Genomic DNA, 22,787 nt, shown 5'->3' on the forward strand with positions numbered 1-22,787 from the left:
TTCATTTGGCGGCCACCGATTCGCTGGAATCCGTGCGTGCGTCCAGCAGCTCCTGCTGCACGCGGTTGAAGCGGCTGTACTCGCGCTGCCACGCGGACGGCTGCATCACCGGCATCACCTGCACCGCGGTCACCTTGTACTCGGGGCAGTTGGTGGCCCAGTCGGAGTTGTCGGTCGTGATCACGTTGGCGCCGGATTCCGGGAAGTGGAAGGTGGTGTAGACCACGCCGGGCTGCATGCGCTCCGAGACGCTGGCGCGCAGCACGGTCTCGCCGGCGCGGCTCTGGATGCCGACCCAGTCGTCGTCCTTGATGCCGCGTTCCTCGGCGTCGTGCGGATGGATCTCCAGCCGGTCCTCGCTGTGCCACTGGTTGTTGGGCGTCCGGCGCGTTTGCGCCCCGACGTTGTACTGAGACAGGATCCGGCCGGTGGTCAGCAGCAGCGGGAACTTGCGCGTCACCTTCTCGTCGGTGGCGACGTACTGGGTGATGATGAACCTGCCCTTGCCGCGCACGAACTTGTCGATGTGCATGGTCGGCGTGCCTTCGGGGGCCGCCGCGTTGCACGGCCACTGGATGCTGCCGAGTTCGTCGAGCCGCTGGTAGCTGACCCCGCTGAAGCTCGGCGTCAGCGCCGCGATCTCGTCCATGATCGCCTCCGGCGTCGCGTAGTCCATCGGGTAGCCGAGCGCCTGCGCGAGCTTCACCGTGACCTCCCAGTCGGCGTAGCCGGCCTTCGGAGGCATCACCTTTCGCACGCGCGAGATGCGCCGCTCGGCATTGGTGAAGGTGCCTTCCTTCTCGAGAAAGGAGGAACCCGGCAGGAACACGTGGGCGTACTTGGCGGTTTCGTTGAGGAACAGGTCCTGCACCACCACGCACTCCATCGCCATCATCGCCTCGGCCACGTGCTGCGTGTTCGGGTCCGACTGCACGATGTCCTCGCCCTCGCAGTACAGGCCCTTGAAGCTGCCGGTCAGCGCGGCGTCGAACATGTTCGGGATGCGCAGGCCCGGCTCCGGGCTGATCTCCACGCCCCAGGCGGCCTCGAAAGTGGCGCGGGTGGTGCTGTCGGACACGTGGCGGTAGCCCGGCAGCTCGTGCGGGAAGGAGCCCATGTCGCAGGAACCCTGCACGTTGTTCTGGCCTCGCAGCGGGTTGATGCCGACGCCTTCGCGCCCGACGTTGCCGGTTGCCATCGCGAGGTTGGCGATGCCCATCACCATCGTCGAGCCCTGGCTGTGCTCGGTCACGCCGAGGCCGTAGTAGATGGCGCCGTTGCCGGCGTTCGCATAGAGGCGGGCGGCGGCGCGCAGCGCCTCCGGCGGCACGCCGGTGGCGACGGCCATCGCCTCGGGCGAATTCTCGGGGCGGGCGACGAACTCGCGCCATTCGCCGAAGGACTTCGGATCGCAGCGCTCGGCCACGTAGTCTTCGGCGACCAGCCCCTCGGTGACGATCACGTGCGCCATGGCCGTGACGACCGCCACGTTGGTGCCCGGCTTGAGTTGCAGGTGATGCTCGGCGCGCACATGAGGCGATTTCACGATGTCGATGCGGCGCGGATCGATGACGATCAGCTTGGCGCCCTGGCGCAGCCGCTTCTTCATGCGCGACGCGAAGACCGGATGGCCGTCGGTCGGATTGGCGCCGATCACCATGATGACGTCGGCCTTCTCCACCGACTTGAAGGTCTGGGTGCCGGCCGAGGTGCCCAGCGTCTGGCCCAGCCCGTAGCCTGTCGGCGAGTGGCACACCCGCGCGCAGGTGTCGACGTTGTTGTTGCCGAAGGCCGCACGCACCAGCTTCTGGACCAGGTAGGTCTCCTCGTTGGTGCAGCGCGACGAGGTGATGCCGCCGATCGAATCCTTGCCGTACTTGCCCTGCAGCCGCTTGAATTCGCCGGCGGCATGGTTGAGCGCCACTTCCCAGCTGACTTCACGCCAGGGGTCGGTGATCTTCTCGCGGATCATGGGCTTCAGCATGCGGTCCTGGTGGGTCGCATAGCCCCAGGCGAAGCGGCCCTTGACGCAGGAGTGGCCCTCGTTCGCCTTGCCGTCCTTCCACGGCACCATGCGAACCACTTCGTTGCCTTTCATCTCGGCCTTGAAGCCGCAGCCGACGCCGCAGTACGCGCAGGTCGTGATCACGCTGTGCTCGGGCTGGCCGAGCCAGATGACGGATTTCTCCTGCAGGGTGGCGGTCGGGCAGGCTTCGACGCAGGCGCCGCAGCTGACGCACTCCGAGTCCATGAAGGCTTCGTCCTGGCCTGGCGACACGCGGGACTCGAAGCCCCGGCCGCTGATCGTCAGGGCGAAGGTGCCTTGCGTTTCCTCGCAGGCGCGCACGCAGCGGTTGCAGACGATGCACTTCGACGGGTCGTAGCTGAAGTACGGATTCGATTCGTCCTTCTGGCAGTCGAGGTGGTTGGCGCCGTCGAAGCCGTAGCGCACGTTGCGCAGCCCGGTGACGCCCGCCATGTCCTGCAGTTCGCAGTTGCCGTTGGCCGAGCAGGTGAGGCAGTCGAGCGGGTGGTCGGAGATGTAGAGCTCCATCACGCCCTTGCGCAGCTCCTGCAGCTTCGGCGTCTGCGTCGACACCTTCATGCCGGCCTCGGCCGGCGTGGTGCACGAGGCCGGGAAGCCCTTGCGGCCTTCGATCTCGACCAGGCACAGCCGGCACGAACCGAAGGGCTCGAGGCTGTCGGTGGCGCACAGCTTGGGCACCTTGATGCCGGCATCGACCGCGGCGCGCATCAGCGAGGTGCCGGCGGGCACCGTGACCTCGTTGCCGTCGATCTCGAGCGTGACCTCGCGCGTGGATTCGCGCTTCGGCGTGCCCCAGTCGGTTTCCTTCAGGTGATCGAGCATTTCTGCCTCCTTGTGGCGATGGGGGACTGCGGATCAGGCGGCTTCGCGGTCGGGGACGACCAGGCCGAAATCCTGCGGGAAATGATCGAGCGCCGAGAGCACCGGGAACGGCGTCATGCCGCCCATCGCGCACAGCGAGCCGTTCACCATGGTGTTGCAGAGGTCCCGCAGCAGGATGACCTGCTGCGCCCGGTTCTGGTCGCCCCGGATCTTGTCGATCACCTCGACCCCTCGCGTGGAGCCGATGCGGCAGGGCGTGCACTTGCCGCAGGATTCGATGGCGCAGAACTCCATCGCGTAGCGCGCCAGCTTCGACAGGTCGGCCGTGTCGTCGTGGACCACGATGCCGCCGTGGCCGACCGTGCCGCCGAACGCCGCATAGGCTTCGTAGTCGAGCGGCACGTCCCATTGCGATTCGGGCAGGTAGGCGCCCAGCGGGCCGCCCACCTGCACCGCCTTGATCGGCCGGCCCGAGGCCGAGCCGCCGCCATAGCCGTAGATCAGTTCGCGCATCGTCACGCCGAAGGCCTTCTCGACCAGGCCGCCGTGCTTGATGTTGCCGGCCAGCTGCATCGGCAGCGTGCCGCGCGAACGGCCGACGCCGAAGTCGCGGTAGAACTGCGCGCCGCGCGCCAGGACCAGCGGCACGCTGGCCAGCGTGATCACGTTGTTGATCAGCGTCGGCTGGCCGAACAGGCCCGTGATGGCGGGCAGCGGTGGTTTCGCGCGCACGATGCCGCGCTTGCCCTCGATGCTCTCGAGCAGCGCGGTTTCCTCGCCGCAGACATAGGAGCCCGCGCCCTTGCGCACCTCGAGCGCGAAGCGCCGGCCCGAGCCCAGGATGTCGGCGCCGAGGAAGCCCGCGGCCTCGGCCAGGCGGATCGCCTCGTTCAGCGTCGCGATCGCGTGCGGGTATTCGGAGCGCACGTAGACATAGCCCTGCGTGGCGCCGGTGGCTATGCCGGCGATGGCCATGCCTTCGATCAGCATGAACGGGTCGCCCTCCATCGTCATGCGGTCCGAGAAGGTCCCCGAGTCGCCTTCGTCGGCGTTGCAGACCACGTACTTCTGCGCCGCCTCGGTCGCCAGCACGGTCTTCCACTTGATGCCGGCCGGGAAGGCGGCACCGCCGCGGCCGCGCAGCCCGGAATCCAGCACCTGCTGGACGACGTCCGCGGGTGCCATGGCCAGGGCCCGGCGCAGCCCCGCGAAACCCTGGTGCGCCTGGTAGTCCGACAGCGACAGCGGGTCGGTGATGCCCATGCGGGCGAAGGTGAGGCGCTCCTGCTGCTTGAGGTAGGGAATGTCGTCGGTCAGCCCATGGCCCAGGGCGTGCGCGGCACCTTCGAGGAAGCCCGCATCGAACAGGCCGGCGACATCGGCGACGCTCACGGGACCGTACGCGGCGCGGCCGGCGGGCGTCGCCACTTCCACCAGCACTTCGAGCCAGAGCAGGCCGCGCGAACCGTTGCGCACGATCCGGATGTCCAGTCCGCGCGCGGCGGCCTCGTCGGCGATGCGGCCTGCCACGCGGTCGGCGCCGACCGCCAGCGCGGCGGAGTCGCGCGGGACGTAGACGGTGACGGTCATGCTGCGCTCCCGGCATCGGCGAGCAAGGCATCGAAGGCCTGCGGCGTCATGCGCGCATGCGGCTGGTCGTCCAGCATCATGGCGGGCGAGGAGGCGCACAGCCCGAGGCAGAACACCGGTTCGAGGGTGAACGCGCCATCCTTCGATGTGCCGTGCATCGCGCAGCCCAGATGCTGCTGGGCGTGCGCGACCAGCGCATCCGCACCCATGGCCTGGCAGGCTTCGGCGCGGCAGATCTGGACCACGTGGCGTGCCGCGGGCTCGGCGCGAAAGTGATGGTAGTAGGTGACGACGCCGTGGACCTCGGCGCGCGAGAGGTTCAGCGCGTCGGCGATGGCCGCCAGCGACTGCGCGGGCACATGGCCCAGCGCGTCCTGCAGGTCATGCAGGATCGGCAGCAGCGCGCCCGGCTCGCCGGCGCGCTGCGCCAGCACCTGCCGCACGAAGGCCGATGCATCGGCCGGAGCGCAAGCCGGTGCCGTGCTGGCATTCCGAACAGCTGTCATGCATGTCTCCTCGTCGTTGACGCACTCGAGCAGTGCGCGAGGAGTGTCGAACAAGCATGCGGGGCGGTCTAATTTATTCGGGGAATGGGGCGATGCGATTCGGAAATAGAGGGTTTCCCCTGCGAACGCGATGGCCCCCGCGCGGACTCAATCCAGTGCGCGCAGCTCGATCCGCTTGAGATTGCGCACGTGCCGCGGCCCGAGCTTCAGGTCGGCGGCCGAGATCAGGGCGATCCGGCCCTCGCGCTCGTCCAGCGGCTTGCCGTCGCGCTCGAAGATCACGAGCACGCCTTCTCCGACCGCGGTGTTCGTGATCTCGGGCCAGGAGAAGACGGCGCGGTAGCCATCGGTCGCGGTGGCGATCACCGCGAGCGTCTTCCACGCGTTGCGGTCGGCCGGTGCCAGGCCGGCGCGTTCGATCAGTGCCCCCAGCCTGACGCCGCGCACGGTGCTCTGCGATGAGGCTCCCGCACCGCTGCGGGCCTGCGTGAAGCGGCCGATGGCCTCCGCCGGAAAAGCCGCGAGTGCAGCGGCGTCCAGGTCCAGCGACTGGCGCACGGCGCCCGTCACCTCGACCCGCGCGCTCACCTGGGCGGATGCGGGCGCCGATGCGACGAGCAGGAAGGCCAGCAGAAGGCAGGCGATACGCAGCAGCGGCATGTCAAGGTTCCCCCGGGCCAGGATTGCAATCGACGATGCGCCCATTGTCGATACAGATCACCTCCTGCGCCAGGGCTTCCACGTCCTGGGGATCGTGCGTCACGAGCAGGGCCGGAACCTGCACGCGGTCCAGCATCTCGGCCAGCTCGCGCCGCAGGCGCTTGCGCAGCGGCGCGTCCAGCGCGGAGAGCGGCTCGTCCAGCAGCAGCAGCCGGGGCTCGATCGCCAGCGCCCGCGCGAGCGCCACCCGCTGGCGCTGGCCACCCGACAGGTTGCGCGGCAGGCCGCCACGCAGCGCCTGGAGGTCGAACTGACGGATCAGCGCATCGACCCGCTGCGCCTGATCCGCATCGATGCGCCGGCCCAGGCGCTGCAGGCCGAACTGCAGGTTCTGCTCCACCGTCATGTGCGGGAACAGCGCATAGTCCTGGAACACCACGCCGACCCGGCGCTCCCGCGCCCGGAGGTCGATGCCTTGCGCGGAATCCAGCAGCGTCTGCGGGCCGATCCGCACCCGCCCGCGCGCGGATGGCATGAGTCCGGCGATGGCCTGGAGCACCGTCGACTTGCCGGAGCCCGATGGGCCCATGAGTGCGGTCCGCTGGGACGCGGCGGCGAATGCGACGTCGAGCACGAAGCTGCGGTCCGGCGAATGCAGCGTGAGCTGCAGCTGGACGTCGAGCAAGGCGCTTCGGGGGGAGCTCATCTAGTGCCTCGCCTGCAGCAGGCGGCCCGAGACCACCAGCACCGCCATGCACATCACCGAGATCACCAGCGTGAGCCAGAGCGCATGGCCGTCGTTGCCCGCCTGCACGGCTTCATAGACGGCGATCGACAAGGTCTGGGTCTTGCCCGGGAGGTTGCCCGCGATCATCAAGGTGGCGCCGAACTCGCCCGTGGCGCGCGCGAAGGCCAGCATCAGGCCGGCCGCGATGCCGCGCATGGCCAGCGGCAGCGAGACCCGCAGGAAGACCTCGAGCTCGCCGGCGCCCAGGGTTCTCGCCGCATTGGCGAAGCGTCCGTCGACTTCCTCGAACGCCGCCCTGGCTCCCTTGTAGACCAGGGGCAGCGAGACGACCGAAGCCGCGATGACCGCGCCCTGCCAGGTGAAGATCAGGTTGATGCCGAACCAGCGGTCCAGGTACTGGCCGAAGACGCCATTGCGGCCGATCAGCACGATCAGGTAGTAGCCGATGACCGTGGGCGGAAGCACCATCGGCAGCATCAGCAGGGAGTCGACGATGCTGCGGCCGGCGAACTGCCGCCGTGCCAGCCACCAGCCCAGCGCGATGCCGACCACGCCGGCGATCAGCGTCGCCAGCAGCGCGACCTTGAGCGTGAGCCAGAGCGGAACGAACAGGGCGGACACGTGCTGCCAGCGATCGCGTCAGGGCTTCGAGAAGCCGTGGCGCTGCAGGATCTCCTGGCCGGGCGCGCTGCGCACGTAGGCGATGAACTCGTTGGCCAGGGCGGCGTTCTTGCTGGCGGCGACCAGCGCGATCGGGTAGGTCACCGGCGTGGTGGTCGGGACGGTCAGCGCGATGCGTGTCTTCTCGGGCTCGATCAGGGCGTCGGTGCGGTACACGAAGCCTGCGTCCACCTCGCCGCGGGCGACATAGTTGAGCACCTGGCGCACGCTCTCGCCGTAGATCCAGCGCGACTGCAGGGCAGCGGTGAGTCCGGCCTTCTCGATGGCTTCCATCGTGTAGCGCCCCACCGGCACCGTGGCCGGCGAGCCGGTCGAGATGCGCTGGAACCCGCCGCCGGTCAGATCGCTCAGCTGATTGGGCTTCTGGGCGGAAGCCAAAGGCAGGATCAGCACCAGCGTGTTGGCCGCGAAATCGGCCCGCGACGACGGCACGATGAGATTCGCGCTGGCCGCACGGTTCATGGTCTCCTGGTCGGCCGATGCGAAGACATCGACCGGCGCGCCCTGCTGGATCTGCGCCAGCAAGGGTCCTGAGGCAGCGAAGTTGAAGCTCAGCTTGGCGCCCGGCCTGGCCTGCTCGAACGACTTGCCCACCGCCCGGAAGGCGTTCGTCAGGCTGGCGGCGGCCGAGACCACCAGTTCCTGCGCACCGCTGGCCGCGCTGCCGAGCAGCAAGGCCGCGGCCACCGCGGCGCTGCGAAGACGCATGGATACTCTCATTCTCTGTTCCTCGTTCGCTATTCAAATCAGGAATAGCGATGATAGCAATCCTCAAGCTCCACATGACTTCGCAACCCTTGTCTTCCGGATCCTCGTCCCGCGCCAACGGGCGCGCCATCGCCACGATGATCGGTGCCATGGGCTGCTTCGTGGTCAACGACGCGCTGGTCAAGCACGTCAGCCAGTCGGTGCCCTCGGCGCAGCTCATCTTCCTGCGCGGGCTGATGGCTTCGGCGCTCGTGCTGCTGGTCGCGCACCGGCTGGGCGCGCTGCGCCAGGCGAGTGCGGTGCTGCATCCGCGGGTGGCGCTTCGCGGCGCGGTCGATGCCTGCGCGACCGTGATGTACCTGCTGGCGCTGTTCCGGCTGCCGATCGCCAACGCCACGGCCATCAATCTCGCCGCGCCCCTGTTCATGACCGTGTTCGCGGTGCTCTTCATGGGCGAGCGCGCCGGCATGGCGCGCTGGTCCGCGGTGGTGCTGGGCTTCGCGGGTGTCCTGTGCATCGTGCAGCCCAGCGGGGAGGGCTTCAACGCCTGGGCGCTGCTGTGCCTGCTCGGCACGCTGTTCCATGCCGCCCGCGACCTGATGACGCGACGCATCGATCCGGCCATCCCGTCGATCATCATCACGCTCGCCACGGCGCTGGCCGTCACCTTGCTGGCGGCTTGCCTGACCCTGGCCAGTGGCTGGCAGGCGATCGCGCCGGGCGACCTCGGCCTGCTGGGCGTCGCCGCGGCCTTCCTGGCATCCGGCTACCTGCTGCTGGTGCAGTGCATGCGCGCCGGCGAGGTGTCGCTCACGGCGCCCTTCCGCTACACGGCGGTTCTCTTCGCGATGCTGCTGGGCTATGCGATCTGGAACGAAGTCCCCAGCGGGTGGGCCTGGCTGGGCATCGCGCTGCTGGTCGGCTCCGGCCTCTACATGCTGCACAGCGAGCGGGGCCGGATCCGCGCTGCCGCGCTGGACGCCCAGCCCGAGTGAGGCCGTTCCGGTAGTCCGCACTACACTCGCAACCCCGTTTTCCGAGTGGCGACCACACCGATGAAGAACAAAGCAAAGCCCGCCTGGCTCCAGCCTGCTCTGGCCTACATCCCCGATTGGCTGGCCTTCCAGCTCGAACGGCACCAGCAGGTCGGCTGCGCCGTCGCGATCGCAAGGGGCCAGGAGCTGGTGGCCGAGTTCGCCCTGGGGAGCGCCGACCTGAGCACCGGAAAGCGGCTCACCCCCAGGCATCGCTTCCGGATCGCATCGCATTCCAAGTCGTTCACTGCCGCCGGCGTGATGCTGCTGCGCGAGCAGGGCAAGGTCGGCCTCGACGACCCGATCGGCCGCCACGTGTCCGGCCTGCACAAGGAGCTCGCCAAGGCCCGGGTCGGTGAACTGCTGTCGCACGGCGCCGGCGTCATCCGCGATGGCGAGGACAGCGGGCAGTTCCTCGATCGTCGGCCCTTCCTGTCCCGGGCCGAGTTGCGGGCCGACCTGGCCAGGAAGCAGCCGCTCGCGCCCGGCCTGCAGCTCAAGTACTCCAACCACGGCTATGGCCTGCTGGGCCTCCTGATCGAGGAGCTCGGCGGCACCGAATACCCCGCCTGGATCACGCGCCATGTCATCGAGGCGGCGGGCCTGCGCGAGACGGTGCCGGACATGCCGCAGTTGCCCAGGACCGCGCCGATGGCGAAAGGCCACAGCACCGAGTTTCCCTTCGGCCAGCGCCTGATCGTGCCCGGCGACAACGTGTGCCATGCCATCGCCCCGGCGGGCGGCTTCGTCTCGACCGCATCGGACGTGGCGCGCTTCTTCGCCCAGCTCGCGCCCGACAGCAAGGAGAGCGTGCTCTCGGCGGCCAGCCGCCGCGAGATGATGCAGCGCCGCTGGCGCGACCCCTGCAGCACCCTCGAGTCCTACTACGGCTACGGCACCATGATGAACGGCCCCGGACCGAAGGAGTGGCACGGCCACACCGGCGGCCTGCAGGGCTTCGTTTCCCGCACTTCGCGCTTCGCGGAGTCGGGCTTCACGATCACCGTGCTGTGCAATTCGCAGGATGGCTGGTCCTACCAGTGGGTGGACGGGATCCACAGCGTCCTATCGGCCTTCCAGCGCCATGGCGCGCCGGCGCGAAAGAACGCCGCCTGGAGCGGCCGCTGGTGGAGCATGTGGGGCGCCAGCGACCTGGTTCCGATGGGCAAGGTCGTGCTCCAGGTCGCGCCGGCCATGAGCATGCCTTTCGACGGCACCAACACCGAGCTGTCGATCGCGAGCAAGGATCGCGGCCTGATCGCGAAGACCTCCGGCTACAACAGTCCCGGCCAGCCGGTCCGGCTGGTGCGCGATCGCAAGGGGCAGCCGGCCGAGCTCTGGATGGGCGGCACCAAGCTGCTGCCGAAGGCGGCCATGCTGGCCGAAGCCCGTCAGCGCTACCGCGGGACCCGCGGCGCCGGCAAGGCCGCCAGAGCGCTCGACGCCGGCCGGCCGGCGCCGCCCTGACCCCATGGCACGAGACCTCCTCACATCGTTCTTCCGCAGCGGCGACGCCATCCGCAGCCGCAGCGTGAGCGATGTGGTGCTGTCCGCCACGCTGGACGTGCCGATGCCGCCCGCACGCCTGCTGGCCGACTGGGACCGGGAGATTTCCTCGCGCATGGTCCTCGAACCCGGCGATGTCGAGGCACTGCCCCTGGCCCGCGCGCGGGTCCGCTGGCCGGACTACCGGCAGTGCGTGCAGGCGGTGGCCGACTGGACGCGCGGGCTCGGCCTGCAGGAGGTCATCGCCGGCGCCGATGTCGCGCTGATGGCCTGCCGCGGCGCGAGGTACCACCACGACGGCGCGCAATACGGCGGGGCGGCGTTCTGCAATCTCTTCCTGAGCGAGGACCGCGAGCTGGACGTGCACTTTCCGTCCACCGGCCATCGGATCCCGCTGGCCCGGGGCACGGCCCTGATCTTCGACACCGGCCAGCCGCACGCCGTCGTTCGACGCCGCAGCAGCGGCTTCGACGCCGCCGACTTCGCCGCCGGCCCGGACTGCACCCAGCTGTTCCTGACCTGGGAGCTACCGATCGAGGATCCCCACCTGGCGCGCGCGCTCGGGATCGCCTTCGATGTCGATCCGTCGACCTCGTCGCAACTCGATGAAGAGCAGGTCCGGTGCAATGGCGAACCGGCGGTGCTCTGTCCGGCATCGGGCCGCTGGCGGCGGGCCGGGTGACAATCTCCGCAGTTCAACCAGATACGAGATTCCCATGAACGAAGACTTGGACGAACGCATCCGCTCGGGCAAGGCGCTGAGCGAATCGATGGGCAATTTCCACGTGACCGGATGGGAGCCCGAGCGCAAGCTGCTGTCGGCCGCGTTCACGGTGCGGCGCGAGTACTGCCACAGCAACGGCACGATCGCCCAGGGCGGCTTCATCACGGCCTGGCTCGACGCCGCGATGGCGCATGCGGTGATGCACGACAGCGGACATGCGCAGACCGTCTTCAGCCTGGAGATCAAGGTCAGCTTCTACGAGAAGGTCGGCCCCGGCGAGGGCCGGGTCGAGGGACGGGTGATCCGGCGCGGCAAGCGGGTGGCGTTCATGGAGGCGTCGCTCTACAACCCCGCGGGCAAGCTGGCGGCGGAAGCCACCTCGACCGGGATCATCGCGGAACTCTAGGGGCCGGGGGCCGTGAACTTCCGGCTGATGCTCGCTTGCCTGGCGACAGCCGCGCTTCCTGCCTGCGGCCATTTTTCTGCCGGGACAGTCACCGAAGCCGGCCATGGCCGTCCCCACGTCATCGAGAACAGCCTGGGAATGAAGTTCGTCCGGGTGCCGGCGGGCGAGTTCATGATGGGGAGCGGCGAGCCGGCCGAAAGCTTGTCCCGCGACTATCCGGCGTATGCGCCGGAGGACCTGCAGGCGCTCGGCGACGAGGGGCCGCGGCATCGGGTGCGCATCACCCGGGCGTTCTGGCTGGGGCAGCACGAAGTGACGGTCGACCAGTTTCGGCGCTTCCTGGAAGCCTCCGGCTACACGCCCGAATCGATCGCCGACGGAACCGGCGGCTATGGCTACAACCCGGTCTACGACCCCGCCAGTTCGGCGCGCGGCGAACGCTTCGAAGGGCGCAACCCCCGGTATGCGTGGCACGACCCGGGCTTCCCGCAGACCGGCGGCGATCCGGTGGTCAACGTGAGCTGGAACGACGCTGTCGCCATGGCGCGCTGGCTCAGCGAGCGCGAGGGCGTGCGTTATCGCCTGCCGACGGAGGCCGAGTGGGAGTACGCATGCCGCGCAGGAACGACCACGCGCTACAGCACGGGCGATGACGCGGCAAGCCTGCTCGGTGCTGCCGCCCTGCTGGACCTGGACACCGCCCAGCGCTGGCCGAACCGCTTGCCCTTCGCGCTGCCGGGCCACGATGGCTACGTCTTCACGGCGCCGGTCGGCAGCTTCGCGCCCAATGCATTCGGCTTGTTCGACATGCATGGCAACGTCTGGGAATGGGTCGCCGATCGGTACGGGGAGCACTACTACGCGGAGTCCCCCACGGACGACCCGCCGGGCCCCGCGGCGGGCGACCTGCATGTTCGCCGCGGCGGATCATGGGCCACCTCCGCCTTGTACCTGCGCTCGTCCTATCGCAACTGGAACACGGCACAGACCCGCTACACGCTGGTCGGCATGCGTCTCTTGCGGGAGGCCATGCCACGGGACGACTGAGGGTCCGTCTCCGTCCATCATCGCCACCACGGAGGGACAGGCGTCTGCCGGCACTCAGGTCTTGCTCACGGCCGCGGGCGCTTCCTGCCGGCCATCGCCGTCGGTCTCGGTTTCCGCATAGGCCCGGCCGCCGGGCACGAGGGCCGAGTGCGCGCGCCGCGAATGGATCAGCGGGTAGAACATCTCCACGAACCAGCGCTCCTTGCCGAAGACCAGGTCGTCCTGCAGGCCGACCCTGGACGGATAGCGGCGGGTGATCTTGGCGGTGCCGAAGAGCAGGTCCCAGACGAACAGCAGGTTCCCGAAGTTGCCCTTGTAGTGCCCGATGCCGTCGTCGTTGGTGAGCGCGTGATGCGCCCAGTGGGTGGCGGGCGTGACCACGGTCCGCTCCAGCACCCAGGCGAGCGGGTGCAGCCACTTCACGCGGTACAGCGGCGCGTCCCACGGCACCGCGCTGTGCGCGCCCAGGATCACCGCCAGCTTGATCACGATGTAGACCAGATAGGCGTTGCCGAAGCCGAGGTAGATCAGCACGCCGGAGGCCCACAGGCCGGGCATCATCAGGTAGTAGAAGAAGTTGTTGCGGTAGGTGATGCGGATGCTCATGTAGTGCGCCGTGTGATGCGCACGATGCAGCGGCCACAGCCGCGGCGAGTGCGAAACGCGGTGCCACCAGTACTGCGTCATGTCGTCGGCGATCAGCAGGATCGCGCCCATGGCCCACCACGGCAGGTGGGCCCAGGCGTTGCGCTGCTCCGGCATGGCGAGCGCGCTCAGCTTGGCCGTCACCGCGAAGATGAAGGGCTGCGATACCGCCAGCAGCGCGAGGAACATGAACAGTTCCAGCTTGGTGTCGTCTGCGGTGGCGTGGAAGTGTTCGTGCTTGCGGGAGCGGATCTCCAGCAAGGCAAAAACGAGAATGATCGTGACCAGCACGATGTTCTGGACGAGGTTCACCAGGTTGTCTCCTTGGCTATGAATGCGGGCCGGGTCCTGTGCCTGAACGCCGGGCTCTGTGAGGCGCGATTGTTCTGGTGAACACCGATTGAGTCCAATGCATATTGAAGCCAGAATCAATGCATCGGCTGCAATTACAAGACAAGGAGACGCCGCATGGACCTCAAGCGCTGGGCGCATATCGTCGCCGTCGCGGACCGGCGCAGCTTCGTGCGCGCCGCCGAGCAGGTGCATCTCAGCCAGCCGGCGCTGACTCGCAGCATCCAGGCGGCGGAAGCCGAGCTGGGACTCCAGCTGTTCGACCGCGGCACGAACGAGGTGGTCGCGACGCCGGCCGGTGAATTCGTCGTCGCCCGCGCCCGGCAGCTCGTATTCAACAGCCGCTGCCTGGAACGCGACGTCGAGCTCTATCGCAGCCGCGCCCTGGGCGACACCGCGTTCGGGGTCGGCCCGTTTCCCGCGGCGACCTTCCTGTCGCCGCTGCTGACCGCGATGCGGCGCGAGTTCCCGGGCATCAACCTGCGCGTCGAAATCAGCAACTGGCAGCTGCTGCTGGAGCGGCTGCGCGACGAAGACATCGAGTTCTTCGTCGCCGATACCCGGGACTTGCCTTCGGACCCCAACCTGCACGGCCGTGCGCTGCGCCCCGAGCCGGGGGGCTTCTACGTGCGCGCCGGCCACCCGTTGACGACGACGCGCAAGACCGCGACGCTGCCGCGGATCTGGTCGCACGGCGTCCTGTCGGTGCGCCTGCCCACCGGCGTGCGGTCGGTGATCTCCCGCCTGCTTGGCATCGAGGCCACATTGGCGCTCGAGTGCGACGACATCGAGGTGCTGAAGGATGTCGCCCTCGCCTGCGACGCGGTTCTGGCCGCGCCGCATGCCGCGGTTGCGCGGGAGGTGGCGGCCGGCCGGCTTCAGGCAGTGGAGGTCGCGGGCCTGCCGCCGCTTGCATCGGAAATGGGCATCGTGACATTGCGCGGCCGCACCCCGTCGCCGATGGCGGCGTTGATCATCGAGCGGCTATCGGCGATGGCCACGGGCGAAGCCTCGTCGGCTTCGGCAGGCAGGCCCTAGGACTTCGCCAGATCGCCGGCGCCGCCCAGCGCCTTCGAGACCGCCACCAGGCCGAGCGCCAGGCGGCTCGTGCTCTCGGTGTATTCGCGCTGCGCCTGCAGCCAGGTGCGCTGGGCGTCGAGCTGCACCAGGAAGTCGGTCAGGCCGTGGTCGTAGCGCACGCGGGCCAGTTGCAGCGCGTCGCGGCTGCTGCGCTCGCGCTGGGCCAGCTGAGCGTTGCGCAGGCGCTCGGCCGAGTAGGCGCTCAATGCGTCGTCGATCTCGTGCCAGGCCTTCAGCACGGTCTGCTGGTAGGCGACGGCCGCCTCCTGCTGCTGCAGTTCGCGCAGGGTGACGGTGGCGCGCCGGCGGCCGCCGTCGAAGATCGGCAGCTGCAGGCTGGGGCCGACGAACCATTGGCGGCTGCCCCATTCGCCGAAGGTGCTGGCGTTGACCGATTCGTAGCCGAAGCTGGCGCCGATCGTGATGCGCGGATAGAGGTCCGCCACGGCGACGCCGATGTCGGCGGTCGCCGCGTGCAGCTGCGCCTGGGCGCGCTGGATGTCGGGCCGGCGCAGCGCCAGTTCGGAAGGCAGGCCGAGCGACAGGTCTGGCAGCGGGCGTTCGCTGGCGTTGTCGGGGCGCGCGGCGAGTTGCGCCTGCAGCGCGCCGGGACGCTCGCCGAGCAGCAGCGTGATCTGGTTCACGGCCGCCGCTTCCTGTGCCAGCAGCTGGGGCAGGCGGGCGCGCAGGTCGGCGGCCTGGGCCTGTTGCCGGGTGACGTCGAGATCGGTCGTGAGGCCGCCGTCGGCGCGTGCCTTGACCAGCTGCAGCGTCTCCTCGGCGGCCGCGATGTCCTCGCGCGCGATGCGGATCTGTCGCTGCACCGCACGCAGCTCGAAATAGTGGCGCGCCAGCTCGGCTTGCACGCTGAGCTGCACCTGGGCCAGCAGCGCCTGCGAGGCCGCGACGTTGGCGTCGGCCGCCTCGACCGAGCGTCGCACGCGGCCCCACAGGTCGATTTCCCATGAGGCGTCGAAGCCGGCGTCGTAGAGGTAGTGCGGCTCGCTCAGCGTCTGGATCAGCTGCTCGCGGTTGGCGGGGTTCAGGGCGCCGATCAGGCGCGTGGGATCGCCGTCCTCGCTCTGCCGCTCGCGCCGGGCGCCGGCCCGGGCGTTGACCTGCGGAACCCGCTGCGCCTGCACGACGAGCAGCTGCGTGCGGCTTTGCGCAAAGCGCAGCGCCGCGGTCTGCAGGTCCGGGCTGGCGGCCAGCGCACGCGCCTGCAGCGCGTCGAGCACCGGATCGCCGAACATGCTCCAGCCGGCCGGCGCCGCGGCGCCCGCGCGCTCGCGTTCCTGCGGCGCGATCAGCTCGGGCGAGCCGCCGTGCCAGTCCGAGAAGCTGGCCGGCGACGCCGGGGGGGCGGGCTTGAAGTCGGGGCCGACTGCGCAGGCGGACAGGGTCAGGGCTGCTAGCAATGTCGCTAGATGCGGGATGTTCATGGTGATGTCCTTTCTAGTCAGTTGAGGACTGAGCAAAAACTGCTGCGCAGTTTGTTGGTCTGTCCCGCAAGGTCTCAGACGAGCCTATGCCGGAACAACCAGGCCGCCAGAGGCAGCGTGACTGCGGCGATGAGGAAGAGCGGGATCAGGTTGTGCCAGACGGTGAGCAGGCCCACGCCCTCGAGATAGACACGCTGCACCAGGTCGATGGCGAAGCGCAGCGGGTTGACCAGGGTGGCGATCTGCAGGGCGCGCGGCATGTTGCTCACCGGCGTGGTCAGGCCCGACAGCAGCATCATCGGCATGATGAGCACGAAGGTGTAGAGCATGGCCTGCTGCATGTTGGCCGACACGGCCGAGATCGACAGCCCGATGCCCACGCTTGCGATGGTGAAGAAAGACAGCCCGATGTAGAGCGTGACCAGCGAGCCCGCCATCGGCACCCGGAACCACAGCAGGGTGATCAGCAGCACCAGGGTCGACTGAACCAGCCCGATCATCACCGGAGGGATGGCCTTGCCGATCATGATCTCGGTCGGCGACAGCGGCGTCACCAGCAGCTGGTCGAAGGTGCCCTGCTCGCGTTCGCGCGCCACCGAGAGGGCGGTGAGCAGCAGGGTCTGGATCATGCTGAGTGCGGCGATCATGCCCGGCATGAAGTTCCAGCGGGTCTCGAGATTGGGGTTGAACCAGGCGCGCGATTCGATCGAGACCGGCGCCATGCGGCCGCCGTGGCGCTGGCGCCATTCGTCGTTGAAGGCGGCCACGACCGAGCCGACGAAGCCCGCCGCCGAGCCCGCGGTGTTGGAGTTCCGGGCATCGATGATGACCTGGATCGGCGTCTCCTGGCCGGCGTTGAGCTGCTGCTCGAACTGCGGCCCGATCTGGATCACGACCAGCGCATCCTGCGAGTTGATGACCGGCGCGATCTGGTCGGGCGACGCGAGCGTCGCCGCGCGGCGGAAGACGCCGGTGCCGTCGAGCCGGGCGATCAGCGCGGTCGATGCGCCGCTGTGGCTCTGGTCGAGCAGCGCGTAGTCGACGCGGCTCAGGTCGTAGGTGGCGGCATAGCCGAACAGCAGGCTCTGCATCAGCGCCGGCACGATCAGGATGACGCGGCTGGACGGGTCCTTGAGGATCGCCAGCAGTTCCTTGCGGCACAGGTGGGCGACGCGCCGCACGAAGTCGATGAATGAACCGTTCATGGTCTTCAATCCAGTTTCTTGCGCGTGACGAAGCGGGCGACGCCGAGCAGCACCACGGCATAGAGCGCCAGGATCGCGCAGTTCCTGAGGATCAGCGACCACACGTTGCCGGCCAGGAACAGGGTGCGGATCAGCTCCATGAAGTAGGTCGCTGGCAGCGCGTGGCCCACGATGCGGATGACGGTCGGCACGTTGCGCAGGTCGAACAGGAAGCCCGACAGCATCAGCGACGGCAGGAAGCTCGAGATCAGCGCCACCTGGCTGGCGAGAAACTGGTTGCGCGTCACCGAGGAGATGACCAGGCCCACGCCCACCGCGACCAGCAGGTAGAGCATCGCGCTCGCGACGATGGCGATGAACGAGCCGTGCATCGGCACCTCGAACAGGAAGCGCGCGGCCGCCAGGCACAGCAGCAGCCCGAGCATGCCGATGCCGAAGTAGGGAATGATCTTCGCCAGCAGGATCTCCACCGGCCGCACCGGCGTGACGAACAGGGCCTCCAGCGTGCCGCGCTCCCATTCGCGCGCCATCACGAGTGCCGTGAGGAAAGCGCCGACCAGCGTCATGATGAGCACGATCAGCCCCGGCACGAGGTACCAGGTGCTGGTGTTGGCGCTGTTGAACCACAGCCGCTGCTCGATGCTGACCGAGCCCACGCCGGTCGCCGCTGCAGCGCCGCGGTCGGCCAGCCGGACCGCGTTCTGCGCCAACGCGCCGCTGGCGTAGCGCAGCACGATGCCCGCCTTGTTGGCGTCGGCGCCGTGCACGATCACCTGGATCACGGCGTCGCCGGACGCGAGCCGGCGCGAGAAGTCGCCGGGCACGCGCACGATGCCGTCGACCCTGCGCTGGTGCATCAGCGCCTCGGCCTCGCGCATCGAGGTCAGCATCACCGGCGAGATGTAGGGCGTGAGCTGCAGGCCCGAGACCGCCTGCACGGCGGTGGGCGAAGTGTCTTCGAGCACCACGGCCATCGGCGCATTCCTGACGTCGAGCGAGAGCCCGTAGCCGAAGATCAGGATCAGGATGATCGGCAGCAGGATGCCGATGGCGATGCTGCTCGGGTCGCGCACCAGCTGCCGCGTCTCCTTGCGCGTGAGCGCGACCAGCCGTTGCCGGAAGCGGCTGGTCATGGGGCACCCTTCGCGGCATCGCGGGCCTGGGTCACGATGCCGATGAAGGCCTCCTCCATGCTGAGCCGGCCGTCCGGCGCGCTGCCGGCCTGCACGCGCACCTGCTGCGGCGTGCCGATGGCCAGCAGGCGGCCGGCGTCCTGGATCACGATGCGGTCGCAGTACTCGGCCTCTTCCATGAAGTGCGTGGTGATGATCACCGTCACGCCGGCCTCGGCCAGCGCCGTGATGCGGCGCCAGAACTCGCGCCGCGCGAGCGGGTCGGTGCCGCTGGTGGGCTCGTCGAGAAACAGGATCTCGGGCTCGTGCAGCAGGCCGGTCGCCATCGCCAGGCGCTGCTTGAAGCCGCCGGGCAGCTGGCCGCTGGTCGCATGCGCCTGGCCGAGCAGGTCGAACTGCTGCAGCACCGTCTGCATGCGTTCGCGCAGCCGCTGCCCGCGCAGGCCGTAGGCGCCGCCGAAGAACTGCAGGTTCTCGGTGACCGTGAGGTTGCCGTAGAGCGCGAACTTCTGCGAGACGTAGCCGATCCGCCCGCGGGCCTGGGCCCGCGCGGTGCGCAGGTTCATGCCGGCCACCTGCAGGAAGCCGCTGCTGGCCGGAAGCAGCCCGCACAGCATGCGGAAGGTGGTGGTCTTGCCCGCGCCGTTGGGGCCGAGCAGGCCGAAGATCTCGCCGCGCCGGACATCGAAGCTGGTGCTCGCGACCGCGGTGAAATCGCCGAACCTGCGCACCAGGTCCTTGACCTCGATGACGACTTCCTTCGCGTCGACGGCTGCGGGCGGCGCCTGCGCGGGCGCCGCGGCCGCCGACATCTGCCGCGCGCGCAGCAGCACCATGAAGCCGTCTTCCAGGCGTGCGGGCACCGGTTCCGCCGCCGCGCCATCGAGCAGGGCGTCCAGGGCTGCGGCATCGGCGTCGGGCCGGCGGATGAAGCGCACCTCTCCGCCTTGCGGCACGGCATCGATGATCGACGCGGAGGCATCGAGGAGACGCGCCTGCAGCGTGCGCGGCGCGGTGCCGGCGCGCGCCGTGGCGACGAAGCACAGGCCCTTGGCGTTGTCGCGCAGCTGCGCCGGCTCGCCCTGCGCGATCAGCTGGCCGCCGTGCATCACGAAGACCTGCGCGCAGCGCTCGGCTTCGTCGAGGTAGGCGGTGCTGACGATCACGCTCAGCCGTTCTTCGTCGACCAGCTGCTGCACGATCTCCCACAGCTCGCGCCGCGACAGCGGATCGACGCCCACCGTCGGCTCGTCGAGCAGCAGAAGCTCGGGCGAGCGCACCAGCGTGCAGGCCAGCCCCAGCTTCTGCTTCATGCCGCCCGACAGCTTGCCGGCCGGCCGTGCCGTGAAGCGGCCGAGGTCGGTCATGGCCATCAGCCGCGCATAGCGCTGGCGCCGGGTTTCCGGGTCGACGCCATGCAGGTCGGCGTAGAGGTCGAGGTTCTCCTGCACGCTGAGGTCCTCGTAGAGGCCGAAGCGCTGCGGCATGTAGCTGATGCGGTCCTGCACCGCCTGCGGGTCTTTCGCGACATCGATGCCGAGCACCTCGAGCCGGCCCTGGTCGGCGCGCATCAGACCGGCCGCGAGCCGCAGCAGCGTGGTCTTGCCGGACCCGTCCGGGCCGACCAGCGCCGCCAGCGTGCCTGCGGGAATCTCGAGCGAGACGTCGTCGAGGGCCCGCGTGGCTTCGGCGGCGCCCTTCACGGCGAAGCGCTTGTGCAGGCCCTGCCCGGCCAGGGCGGGCGCCGCGGAGGCCATCAGCGAGCGCTCCCGGCGATGCGGGCGTCGCCGTCGAGCGCCAGCCGCACCGTCACCGGCATGCCCAGCCGCAGGCGGTCCGCAGGGTCGTCGGCCAGCACGCGGATCTCGTACACCAGGCTGCTGCGCAGCTGCTCGGTCTGCACGGTCTTGGGCGTGAATTCGGCCACCGAGGAGATGTAGCCGACCTTGCCCGCGAGCGGCTCGCCGGGGTGGCTGTCGGTCGACAGCGTGGCCGCCATGCCGGGCCGGATGCGTCCGAGGTCGGACTCGGTGACGTAGGCCCGCACCCACTTGGGGTCGGTGATCGCGAGCGTGAACACCGGGCGCTGCGGCGAGGCCATGTCGCCGGGCTCGAGCAGGCGCGCCCGCACCACCGCATCGATCGGCGCCACGAGGCGGGCTTCCTGCAGCTGGTGCCGCAGAACCGCCAGCGCCGCGGTGGCGACGTCGAGCTGCGCCTGCGCCTGGGCGATGTCTTCCTTGCGCGGGCCGGCGACCACGAGCTGCTGCGCCTTGCGCGTGTTCTCCAGCTGGGCCTCGGCCACCTTGCGGCGCGCCTGCGCAGCGTCCAGGTCCTGCTGGCTCACGGCACGGCCGGCAGTGGTCTGGCGGATTCCCTGCAGCCGCTCGAGCTGCTGGCGGGCCAGTTCGGCATCGGCCTGCGCGGCCGCGACCTGGGCCCGCGACTGCGCCACCTCCTCGGGCCGGCTGCCGGCCTTGAGCCGCTGCAGCGCCTGCGCCTGGCCGGCGATCTGGGCTTCGGCCTGGGCCGCCTGCAGCTCGAGGCTGCGGGTGTCGAGCTGGCCCAGCACCTGGCCGGCCTTCACGCGGTCGCCTTCCTGGACCTCGAGCCGGGCGATGCGCTCGCTGCCGTTGAAGGCCAGCGACACCTGGCGCAGGTCGACATTGCCGTAGAGCACCAGCTGGCTCGCATCGGCGGGCTGGCGGTGCAGGTACCAGGCGGCGAAGGCGGCGGCCGCGACCAGCACGAGGGCGCCGGCAATGAGGGGCTTCTTGTTCATGGTTGCTCTCGCGCGCCGGAGAAAGGCGCAGGGTCCTGTTCGGGTGAGTGCCGCTATCGTATCAAATTCAAATTCAAATTCAAACTCTAATTTCAAGGATGACCGGAACGACCACCAGGGCTTGGGAGCTGCCGCCGGGGAGAGTCGCCCCGATTGCCGGCGGATTGCGTGAACTATGTCGATTTGGGCCGGATAAGTTCGGCGGCCCGCCCGGGGCCGGTCTGCTGGCGCTCTTAAAGTCGGAATGAAAGGCAACAGCGTGCGGAACGCGCCGGGGAATGGGCCTCGGCCGAGCCCGGCGAAGTCCTTCATGACATTCAAGAAACTCCGGATCACCGGGCCCGGGGCTGCTCCCTACCAGCTCGGTGAGCCCATGCTCGTCCACGACGCCAACGTTCTGCTCGGGACGCTGGACCCCGTGCCGGTCTCCAGCGACGGCACGGAGATCCACATCGAGCATTTCGAGCCGACGCGGGTCGTGCGCGAGGAGCAGCGGCACCTCGGTCGCCTGGTGTTCCTGGAGATCTGCGCCTTCATCTCGGAGAACTTCCACCAGGTGCAGGCGATCAGCTTCGCCTTCACCCGCGAGGTGAGCGTGCTGGGCGGCGGGGTCCAGCAGGCCGCGGCGCGGGTGGAAACCATGGACCGCATCGGCGCGGTCAACCTCCAGATCCGGCCCAAGGCGGACGCGCTGCCCGGGCAGTTCGTGGTCTCCGGGCTGTGGGTCTACAGCGAATCGAGCATGGCCGCGCTGCGGGTGGTGCTCGAGGAGCAGCGGGCGCTCTATCGCGCGCGGCCGATCGCCATCGGCGTGGCCGACCGGCCCGGCGTGCGGGCGGCGCTGCGCCGGCTGATCTCGCGGCGAAGGGACGGCTAGCGACCGCCCGGCGCGCCGCATGCGCGCCGTGGCGCTCCAGCGGGCACAATATGGATTTCGTATACCGCGTACCGCTGGAGCAATGGAAGCACTGAACACCGATGGCAAACTGGGCGAGCGCCATGCGCCGCTGACGAAGCTTGTCCTGACGGCGCTGCGCGAGCGCATCCTGAGCGGCGAACTGGCACCGGGGGAGCGGCTCGTCGAGGGCCGCCTTTCCGAAGAGCTGGGCGTGTCGCGCATGCCGGTGCGCGAGGCGCTGCGCGCCCTGGCCTCCGAGGGCATCGTCGCGATCGAACCGCGGCGCGGCGCGACCGTCACCACCTTCACCAAGGAGCAGATCAAGGAGATGGTGGAGGTGCGCGCGACGCTGGAGGCGCTCAACGCCAAGCTGGCGGCGCGGCGCCATGACCCGGTGCAGATCGCCAAGCTCGAGCGCATCCTGGCGGAAGGATCGCAGCTCACCAGCGACGACGACCTGGCGCGCATCTCGGCGCTGAACCTCGAGTTCCATGAAGCCCTGGGCAACGTCGCCGCCAACTCGGTGCTGCAGGACATCATGCGTTCGCTGCGCGAGCGCACCGCGCTGTTCTTCACGGTGAACAACCGCGAGCGCATGCACGCGAACTGGCAGGAGCACGCCGCCATCCTGCGCGCGGTGGTGGCCGGCGACGCCGAACTGGCGTCGCTGCTGGCCGCGCGCCATGTCTACAGCGCGGCCGAGCTGCCGGTCTCGCTGCCTCCGGCGCTGCCGAAGGACTGAGCCCCCACGCTCGTCACTTCGTGTACTCGC

Annotated in this window: 21 protein-coding genes; 8 read left to right on the forward strand and 13 right to left on the reverse strand. The window is 69.3% G+C overall.

The annotated features are described in order from the left end of the window. Nucleotide 1: 1 nt before the first annotated feature. The 7 genes from fdhF to modA form a co-directional block, all read right to left on the reverse strand. Nucleotides 2-2,869: a formate dehydrogenase subunit alpha gene (gene fdhF, locus QTI45_RS14785; RefSeq protein ID WP_286654894.1), complete on the reverse strand. Its 2,868-nt coding sequence runs from the start codon at nucleotides 2,867-2,869 to the stop codon at nucleotides 2-4. Nucleotides 2,870-2,902: 33 nt separating this feature from the next. Further along, nucleotides 2,903-4,459 (reverse strand): formate dehydrogenase beta subunit, encoded by a 1,557-nt coding sequence (locus QTI45_RS14790; RefSeq protein WP_286654895.1) that lies wholly within the window; start codon nucleotides 4,457-4,459, stop codon nucleotides 2,903-2,905. Further along, on the reverse strand, nucleotides 4,456-4,965 hold the full coding sequence (locus QTI45_RS14795) for a formate dehydrogenase subunit gamma (protein ID WP_286654896.1): 510 nt from the start codon (nucleotides 4,963-4,965) through the stop codon (nucleotides 4,456-4,458). Before QTI45_RS14795 ends, QTI45_RS14790 begins: the two co-directional genes overlap by 4 nt. Before the next feature lie 147 nt (nucleotides 4,966-5,112). Beyond that, entirely contained in the window at nucleotides 5,113-5,625 is a 513-nt protein-coding gene (locus QTI45_RS14800; RefSeq protein ID WP_286654897.1) for a molybdopterin-dependent oxidoreductase, read from the reverse strand. A 1-nt stretch (nucleotide 5,626) separates the two neighbouring features. Further along, nucleotides 5,627-6,331 carry a sulfate/molybdate ABC transporter ATP-binding protein gene (locus QTI45_RS14805; protein WP_286654898.1) on the reverse strand — a complete coding sequence of 235 codons (705 nt, stop codon included), beginning with the start codon at nucleotides 6,329-6,331 and terminating at the stop codon, nucleotides 5,627-5,629. Continuing rightward, nucleotides 6,332-6,994, reverse strand: a complete 663-nt coding sequence (modB, locus tag QTI45_RS14810) for a molybdate ABC transporter permease subunit (protein WP_286654899.1) — start codon at nucleotides 6,992-6,994, stop codon at nucleotides 6,332-6,334. It lies immediately after the preceding gene. An 18-nt stretch (nucleotides 6,995-7,012) separates the two neighbouring features. Further along, nucleotides 7,013-7,762: a molybdate ABC transporter substrate-binding protein gene (gene modA / locus QTI45_RS14815; protein ID WP_286654900.1), complete on the reverse strand. Its 750-nt coding sequence runs from the start codon at nucleotides 7,760-7,762 to the stop codon at nucleotides 7,013-7,015. 74 nt (nucleotides 7,763-7,836) lie between these two features. On the opposite strand from modA, the gene QTI45_RS14820 reads away from it, so the two are divergent. The 5 genes from QTI45_RS14820 to QTI45_RS14840 are packed head-to-tail and all read left to right on the forward strand — an operon-like array spanning nucleotide 7,837 to nucleotide 12,479. After that, nucleotides 7,837-8,757 carry a DMT family transporter gene (locus tag QTI45_RS14820; protein ID WP_286654901.1) on the forward strand — a complete coding sequence of 307 codons (921 nt, stop codon included), beginning with the start codon at nucleotides 7,837-7,839 and terminating at the stop codon, nucleotides 8,755-8,757. A gap of 60 nt (nucleotides 8,758-8,817) precedes the next feature. Then, nucleotides 8,818-10,263 carry a serine hydrolase domain-containing protein gene (locus QTI45_RS14825; protein WP_286654902.1) on the forward strand — a complete coding sequence of 482 codons (1,446 nt, stop codon included), beginning with the start codon at nucleotides 8,818-8,820 and terminating at the stop codon, nucleotides 10,261-10,263. A 4-nt stretch (nucleotides 10,264-10,267) separates the two neighbouring features. Next, on the forward strand, nucleotides 10,268-10,984 hold the full coding sequence (locus QTI45_RS14830) for a hypothetical protein (RefSeq protein WP_286654903.1): 717 nt from the start codon (nucleotides 10,268-10,270) through the stop codon (nucleotides 10,982-10,984). Nucleotides 10,985-11,018: 34 nt separating this feature from the next. Beyond that, complete coding sequence (locus QTI45_RS14835; RefSeq protein WP_286654904.1) at nucleotides 11,019-11,432, forward strand: PaaI family thioesterase; 414 nt, start codon at nucleotides 11,019-11,021, stop codon at nucleotides 11,430-11,432. A 27-nt stretch (nucleotides 11,433-11,459) separates the two neighbouring features. After that, nucleotides 11,460-12,479 (forward strand): formylglycine-generating enzyme family protein, encoded by a 1,020-nt coding sequence (locus QTI45_RS14840; RefSeq protein ID WP_444813286.1) that lies wholly within the window; start codon nucleotides 11,460-11,462, stop codon nucleotides 12,477-12,479. A 54-nt stretch (nucleotides 12,480-12,533) separates the two neighbouring features. Here QTI45_RS14840 and QTI45_RS14845 read toward each other — a convergent pair whose 3' ends face one another. Continuing rightward, the gene (locus tag QTI45_RS14845) at nucleotides 12,534-13,439 is read right to left on the reverse strand and encodes a sterol desaturase family protein (protein WP_286655133.1); all 906 of its coding nucleotides are present in this window, start codon (nucleotides 13,437-13,439) and stop codon (nucleotides 12,534-12,536) included. Between the two features lie 153 nt (nucleotides 13,440-13,592). Between QTI45_RS14845 and QTI45_RS14850 the strand changes: the two genes are divergently transcribed. After that, on the forward strand, nucleotides 13,593-14,513 hold the full coding sequence (locus QTI45_RS14850) for a LysR family transcriptional regulator (protein WP_286654906.1): 921 nt from the start codon (nucleotides 13,593-13,595) through the stop codon (nucleotides 14,511-14,513). On the opposite strand, the gene QTI45_RS14855 is transcribed toward QTI45_RS14850, so the two are convergent. From QTI45_RS14855 to QTI45_RS14875, 5 genes are all read right to left on the reverse strand, one after another. Beyond that, a complete protein-coding gene (locus QTI45_RS14855) occupies nucleotides 14,510-15,997 on the reverse strand; it encodes an efflux transporter outer membrane subunit (RefSeq protein ID WP_286654907.1) in 1,488 nt (495 codons plus the stop codon). The two genes, QTI45_RS14850 and QTI45_RS14855, sit on opposite strands and share 4 nt — an antisense overlap. Nucleotides 15,998-16,071: 74 nt before the next feature. Further along, nucleotides 16,072-17,202 carry an ABC transporter permease gene (locus QTI45_RS14860; RefSeq protein WP_286654908.1) on the reverse strand — a complete coding sequence of 377 codons (1,131 nt, stop codon included), beginning with the start codon at nucleotides 17,200-17,202 and terminating at the stop codon, nucleotides 16,072-16,074. 5 nt (nucleotides 17,203-17,207) lie between these two features. After that, a complete protein-coding gene (locus tag QTI45_RS14865) occupies nucleotides 17,208-18,335 on the reverse strand; it encodes an ABC transporter permease (RefSeq protein WP_286654909.1) in 1,128 nt (375 codons plus the stop codon). Beyond that, entirely contained in the window at nucleotides 18,332-20,092 is a 1,761-nt protein-coding gene (locus tag QTI45_RS14870) for an ATP-binding cassette domain-containing protein (protein WP_286654910.1), read from the reverse strand. The genes QTI45_RS14865 and QTI45_RS14870 overlap by 4 nt, the downstream gene beginning before the upstream one ends. Next, on the reverse strand, nucleotides 20,092-21,117 hold the full coding sequence (locus QTI45_RS14875; RefSeq protein ID WP_286654911.1) for an HlyD family secretion protein: 1,026 nt from the start codon (nucleotides 21,115-21,117) through the stop codon (nucleotides 20,092-20,094). Before QTI45_RS14875 ends, QTI45_RS14870 begins: the two co-directional genes overlap by 1 nt. Nucleotides 21,118-21,427: 310 nt before the next feature. Between QTI45_RS14875 and QTI45_RS14880 the strand changes: the two genes are divergently transcribed. Both QTI45_RS14880 and QTI45_RS14885 read left to right on the forward strand, forming a co-directional pair. After that, complete coding sequence (locus QTI45_RS14880) at nucleotides 21,428-21,994, forward strand: hypothetical protein (RefSeq protein WP_286370785.1); 567 nt, start codon at nucleotides 21,428-21,430, stop codon at nucleotides 21,992-21,994. Between the two features lie 82 nt (nucleotides 21,995-22,076). Next, the gene (locus QTI45_RS14885) at nucleotides 22,077-22,757 is read left to right on the forward strand and encodes a GntR family transcriptional regulator (RefSeq protein ID WP_286370784.1); all 681 of its coding nucleotides are present in this window, start codon (nucleotides 22,077-22,079) and stop codon (nucleotides 22,755-22,757) included. Nucleotides 22,758-22,787: the final 30 nt, after the last annotated feature.

Source organism: Variovorax saccharolyticus (genome assembly GCF_030316765.1).
GTDB classification, from domain to species: Bacteria; Pseudomonadota; Gammaproteobacteria; order Burkholderiales; family Burkholderiaceae_C; genus Variovorax; species Variovorax saccharolyticus.